The organism is Rhizobacter sp. (assembly GCF_031412495.1).
Taxonomy (GTDB): Bacteria; Pseudomonadota; Gammaproteobacteria; order Burkholderiales; family Burkholderiaceae_C; genus Schlegelella_A.
On sequence record NZ_JANODC010000166.1, the window covers coordinates 1 to 5,534 of the forward strand.

At 68.1% G+C, this 5,534-nt stretch carries 6 protein-coding genes; all 6 read right to left on the reverse strand.

Going from position 1 to position 5,534, the window contains the following annotated elements; translation table 11 throughout:
• On the reverse strand, positions 1–82 hold an 82-nt coding region (locus AC30N0_RS06155; protein WP_489517051.1), incomplete at its 3' end, for a prepilin-type N-terminal cleavage/methylation domain-containing protein.
• A gap of 150 nt (positions 83–232) precedes the next feature.
• Complete coding sequence (locus AC30N0_RS06160; protein ID WP_489517046.1) at positions 233–691, reverse strand: DUF3617 domain-containing protein; 459 nt, start codon at positions 689–691, stop codon at positions 233–235.
• Positions 692–722: 31 nt separating this feature from the next.
• The gene (gene aroB, locus AC30N0_RS06165; RefSeq protein WP_489517047.1) at positions 723–1,829 is read right to left on the reverse strand and encodes a 3-dehydroquinate synthase; all 1,107 of its coding nucleotides are present in this window, start codon (positions 1,827–1,829) and stop codon (positions 723–725) included.
• On the reverse strand, positions 1,819–2,394 hold the full coding sequence (locus AC30N0_RS06170) for a shikimate kinase (RefSeq protein WP_489517048.1): 576 nt from the start codon (positions 2,392–2,394) through the stop codon (positions 1,819–1,821). The genes aroB and AC30N0_RS06170 overlap by 11 nt, the downstream gene beginning before the upstream one ends.
• Positions 2,376–4,115: a hypothetical protein gene (locus AC30N0_RS06175; RefSeq protein ID WP_489517049.1), complete on the reverse strand. Its 1,740-nt coding sequence runs from the start codon at positions 4,113–4,115 to the stop codon at positions 2,376–2,378. Before AC30N0_RS06175 ends, AC30N0_RS06170 begins: the two co-directional genes overlap by 19 nt.
• A gap of 32 nt (positions 4,116–4,147) precedes the next feature.
• Positions 4,148–5,534 (reverse strand): type IV pilus secretin PilQ (locus AC30N0_RS06180; protein WP_489517050.1); only part of this gene is annotated, 1,387 nt, incomplete at its 5' end.

Consider the following 5,534-nt stretch of genomic DNA (forward strand, 5'->3'; position numbering starts at 1 on the left):
GAAGGGCGACCGCGGCCAGGATGGCGATGATGGCCACCGTGATCATGACCTCGATGAGGGTGAAGCCCCGTTGTGTACGCATGTCGATCCCTTTGCGGTAAAGAAGTGTAGGGACGGGGTCCCCCCGGGCGAGCGCTGGACGACGAACGGAGCTTTGCCGGCCGCGAACGGTGCGCGCCGGCCCCGGGCCGGCAACTTTCGCCGGCCCGCGCCGGGTCTCAGCCGCCTTCGCTCAGCTGCAGGCCTGTACCCACTTGCCGGAGAAAGTCTGCCCGAGCTTGAGGGGTTTCGCCCCCTTTTTCTGCTGTTCGACCTCGGCCCGGCCGACGTAGCTGTCGGCCGACAGCGACAGCTTGCCGCTGCCTTTCTGGGTGCCGTCCGCGGACTTGCACGAGATGACCCAGGCCAGGGTCGCCCCCTCGCGCTTGACGTCCTGGTTCTCGCATTGCATCCCGGGTTCGCGCTGCGGCGGGATCATGCGCTGCGGATTGCCGGCGTCGGCCGCGGTGACGCAGCTGCGCGCGACGATCGAGCGGCGCGAGTTCGCGCTGGCGTTCTCGATGACGGTGGTGGTTTCCCACATTCCCGGCTTGATCGATGCGGCGGGTGCCGCGGCGGTTGCGGCGGTCTGCGCAGCCGCCGTGCCGGCAGCGACGATGGCGAGCAGGAAGGCAAGCGTTCGCGGCGTCATGGGTTCTCCGTCAGGGAGGTTGGAAAGGGACTCAGGCGGTCCGGGCTTGCCGGATGACCTCGGTGACCAGGGATGTGTCGGCGGCGCGAACGGACGCGCCACTGGCACCTTCCAGCAGCACGTAGCGCTGCTGTCCGGCGACGGCCTTCTTGTCGCCCTCCATCAGGCCGACGATCGCGGCGGCGTCGACAGCCGGTGCACGCACGGGCAGCCCGGCCCGCTCGACGATGCGCTCGAGGCGGCTGGCGCGGTCGGCGTCGATGAGGCCCATGCGCAGCGACAGCCGGGCGGCGAGCACCATGCCCAGGCCGACGGCCTCGCCGTGCAGCCAGGAGCCGTAGCCGAGGGCGGTTTCGTAGGCGTGACCGAAGGTGTGGCCGAAGTTCAGGATCGCGCGGGCGCCGGACTCGCGCTCGTCGGCCGCCACGACCGCGGCCTTGATCTCGCACGAGCGGCGGACGGCGTGCACCAGCGGCTCGGCATCCCGGGCCAGCAGGCGCGCGAGGTTCGCTTCGATCCAGTCCAGGAAGCCCGGGTCCAGCGTCGCACCGTACTTGATGACTTCGGCCAGCCCGGAAACGAACTCGCGCACCGGCAGCGTCGCCAGCGTGGCGACATCGGCCACGACCAGGCTGGGCTGGTGGAACGCGCCGATCATGTTCTTGCCGGCCGGGTGATTGATGGCCGTCTTGCCGCCGACCGAGGAATCCACCTGGGCAAGCAGGGTCGTTGGAATCTGTACGTGGGGAACGCCGCGCATGTAGCAGGCGGCGGCGAACCCGGTGATGTCGCCGACGACGCCGCCGCCGAGCGCGACCAGGGTGGTGCTGCGGTCGCAGTGCTGCGCGAGCAGCGCGTCGAAGATGCGGTTGAGCGTCTCCCAGCGCTTGGTTTCCTCGCCGTCGGGGAGGGTCACGACCGGCACCTTGCCGAACGCGGCGGCCAGCGCTCGCTGCACCCGCTCGCCGAGAAGCGGGCCGACGACTTCGTTCGTGACGAGCATGGCGCCGCGGCCCGCCGGGAGCGACGCGAACGTTCCGGGGTCGTCCAGCAGGCCGCTGCCGATCAGGACCGTGTAGCTGCGCTGGCCCAGGTCGACCGGGACACGCTGCGCCGGGGAGGCTCGCTCAGCTGTCATGGGCGTCCTCGTCTGGCTGGGGGACGGGATCGCCCGGGCGGAGGCGCATCACGATGTCGTCCACCACCGCCGAGAGCGGCGGCCGGCCGGTCTCGACCCGGAAGGCCGCCACTTCGGTGTACAGCGGGTGTCGCTCGTCGTAGAGCGACTGGAGCCGCGCCCGCGGATCGCTGACGCGCAGCAGCGGACGCCGGTTGTTCCGCCTCACGCGCCGCCAGAGCTCGTCGAGCGTCGCATGCAGGTAGATGGGAATCGTGCGCTCGCGCAGGAGAGTACGGTTGGCCGCGCGCAGGATGCTGCCGCCGCCGGTGGCGATGACGCCCGTCCCGCTTTCGATCAGCTCGCTGAGCACGTCCGCCTCCAGGTCACGGAATGCGGCTTCCCCCTCGCGTTCGAACAGGGTGCCGATGGCGCACCCGGCCCGATGCTCGATGGCCAGGTCGCAATCGGCGAAGGACACGCCGAGGCGCTGGGCGAGGAGCTTGCCGACGGTGGATTTTCCACCGCCCGGCATGCCGATCAATGCAAGGACGGTCGGCGCGCCCTTCAGCGTGGGTTCTGGCAAGGCGCCACGTTCGTCACGAACAGGCCATCCGGGTAGGTGACGTCCTCGTTGAAGATCGCCACACCGTACGGGCTGACGATGAATGCGGGCGCTGCCGCGGCCGAGATCGCATCGATGGGAACCGGCAGGATCTCGGTCCACGTCGCGCGCCCTTCGGTCCCCGACACACCGGTGGCGGCGATCAGGATCTTGACTCTGAGCCACGAGCCGACGTTCTGCGGATACTCGATCACCACCTTGGCGGCACCGTTGTCATCGGTCTTGCCGTTGCCGACGATGCTGATGGCCACGTCCGACTTGCGCGGCTCGAGGGCGGCGTTGCGATTGATGTCCTCGCCCGACTCATTGACCGCATTGCGGTTTATGTCCTCGTTGAAGCACTCGATGCCCGGGTGCGCGGCGTTCTGCGGCGGAGTGGTGTTGGGGTTGACGACGTAGCCCTTGAACCACGTCGCACCGCGTACGTACTGTCCCTTGTAGTAGCGCTCCAGATCGATCGACGGAACGATGTCGACGTTGCCCTTCGCGCGACCGGACGCATCGACGACCAGGACCACGAACTCGCGCCTGTACGTGAGGTTGCTGGGGCCGCTGATGATGACGTTGTTGCTGCCGATGCTGACCGACAGCGGTTCCGCGGCGACGGTGATCGTCGTAGTGGCGCTGAGCGGTGCGGTCGGGGTGCACGTCGCGAAATCGATGGCGCTGTAGCAGGCCCGAATGATGACGCCGTTGGTCGGGCTGGACCGCGCTCCCGGCACGAAGGCCGTGGTGGCGATGCCGCTGGCATCCGAATAGACCAGGTTGTCGGCCGTGGAGAAGCTGCCGTCCGGCAACAGGTTGCCGGCCAGGTCCTCGGCCCTGAAGCGGACCCGCACGTTCCTGATCGGCAGGTTGTTCAGGCCGACGAAGAGGGCGCGGACCTCGGTGCGGTTGTTCGTCGTCGCCGTGTTGGTGGAGACCACGCTCGGGTTGGCGGACACCGATGCCGACTGGATCGTGCCCACGGCCGAGGGCGGCGAGCTGCCGCTCGACTGCACCGTCACCGTCTGGGTGTTCGACACGCCACCGGCCGTGGCCGTGACATCGAGCGGCCCGGTGGCCGCGGGTGCCGTGTAGGCATACGAGTACTCGCCGTTGACGCCGGTCGTGCCGGTCGTGGTGCCGAGCGAGCCGGCGACAATCGTGATCGTCTGTCCGATCATGGCCGCGCCGTTGGCGTTGACGAGTCGGAAATCGACCTTGTTGCCGGTGCTGCCCGGCGCGACGATGGCCGGAATCGTCGTTCCGCTCAAGGCGGCGCCCGTCACGGCGAAGGGCGCGCTCGCCGACAGCGAGCCGCTGGTTGCGCGGACCGTGATGACGCGGTTGGACGGATCGGCACCGATCGAAACGACCGCCGTCGACTGGCCGTTGGTCCCGGTGGTGGCGGTCGACTGGGTGAAGGTCGCGCCGTTGTCGACCGAGAAGGTGATGGGGATGCCGCTGAGCGCCTGTCCCGCCGACGTCGCCGCGGTCGCCGTTGCCGTCACGGTGGCCGCGCCGCTGTTGTTGATGCTCGTCGCGTTGAGCAGCAGGGTAAGGCGGGCGGCCGTCGGGTCGGAACCGCCGTTCGGATCACCGGTGAACGGCGAGGTTCCGGCATCGCCGCCACCGCCACCGCAGGACGCGAGCAGGGCCGCGGTCAGCAATCCGAGAAGAATGTTCAGCGTCTTGTTCATACGGCAGCTCAGGCAATCCTTCGGTCTTGGCCTCAGCGGGCCGCGGTGCGGTCGGTGACGATCTTCGGGGTCAGGAAGATCAGCAGCTCGGTCTTGTTGGATGAGATGGTTCGCGTCTTGAACAGGTTGCCGAGGTAGGGAACGTCGCCCAGGAACGGCACCTTGGTGATGTCCTCGCGATCGTTCTGCTCGAAGATGCCGCCGATCACGACGGTGCCTCCGTTCTCGACCAGCACCTGCGTCTTCACGTGCTTGGTGTTGATCGCGAAACCTGCCGCGGTGGCGCGGCCGACGCTGTCCTTGGTGACATCGACGTCGAGGATCACGTTGCCTTCGGGCGTGACCTGCGGCGTGACCTCGAGCTTGAGGTTGGCCTTGCGGAACTGCAGCGACGTCGCGCCGCTGGAAGTGGCGACCTGGTACGGCAGTTCCTCGCCCTGCTCGATCAGCGCCTTCTGCTGGTCGGCGGTGACGACGCGCGGGCTGGACACGACCTTGCCCTTGCCGTCCGCTTCGAGCGCCGAGATCTCGAGGTTCAGGAAGCGGTTGGCCGAAGCGCCGAAGAGGGACAGCGCGAAGGTCGCCGGGTCGAAACCGTTCTGGCCCGTTGCCGGGAGGTTCAGGAAATTGGTGTCGCTGAACGTCACCCCGCTTCCGCCGGTCTGCAGCGTCTGCGAGCCCACGGCGTTCAGGTTGCCGCCGACCGTGACGCGGGTGTCACCGGCCACGCCGTAGCCCGGCAGGCCACCGCGGACGCCGCGCAGGTCGGCAGCGCCCAGGCGAACGCCGAGGGACCTCCCGAAGCTGTCGTCGGCGATGACGATCCTCGACTCGATAAGCACCTGGCGGACCGGGATGTCGATCTTGGCGATGAGAGCCTGAATCTCCTCGAGCTTGGACGGGATGTCGCTGACGAACAGCTGGTTGGTCCGCGTCTCGAAGACCACGCTGCCGCGCGGCGAGAGGATCCGCGTCGCGGTGCCCGAACTGGAGCCGCCGCCGGTCGACTGTCCCGTCAGCCCGTTGGCGATGTCCTGCGCCTTCGCGTAGTTCAGCTGGAAGGACTGCGTGCGAACCGGCTCGAGCGCGGCGATCTGCTGCTTGGCCTCGAGTTCGATCTTCTCCTTGGCGTTGAGCTCGTCCTTGGGCGCGATGAGGATCACGTTGCCCGACTTGCGCAGCCCGAGGTTCTTCGCCTGCAGGATGATGTCGAGCGCCTGGTCCCAGGGCACGTCTTTCAGTCGCAGGGTGACGTTGCCCGTCACCGTGTCGCTGGTCACGACGTTGAAGTTGGTGAAGTCGGCGATGACCTGCAGCAGGGCCCGCACTTCGATGTTCTGGAAGTTGAGCGAGAGCTTCTCGCCCGCGTAGCCTGCCCCCTGGACGAGCTTGTTGGGGTCGACCTTCTGGGCCCGGACC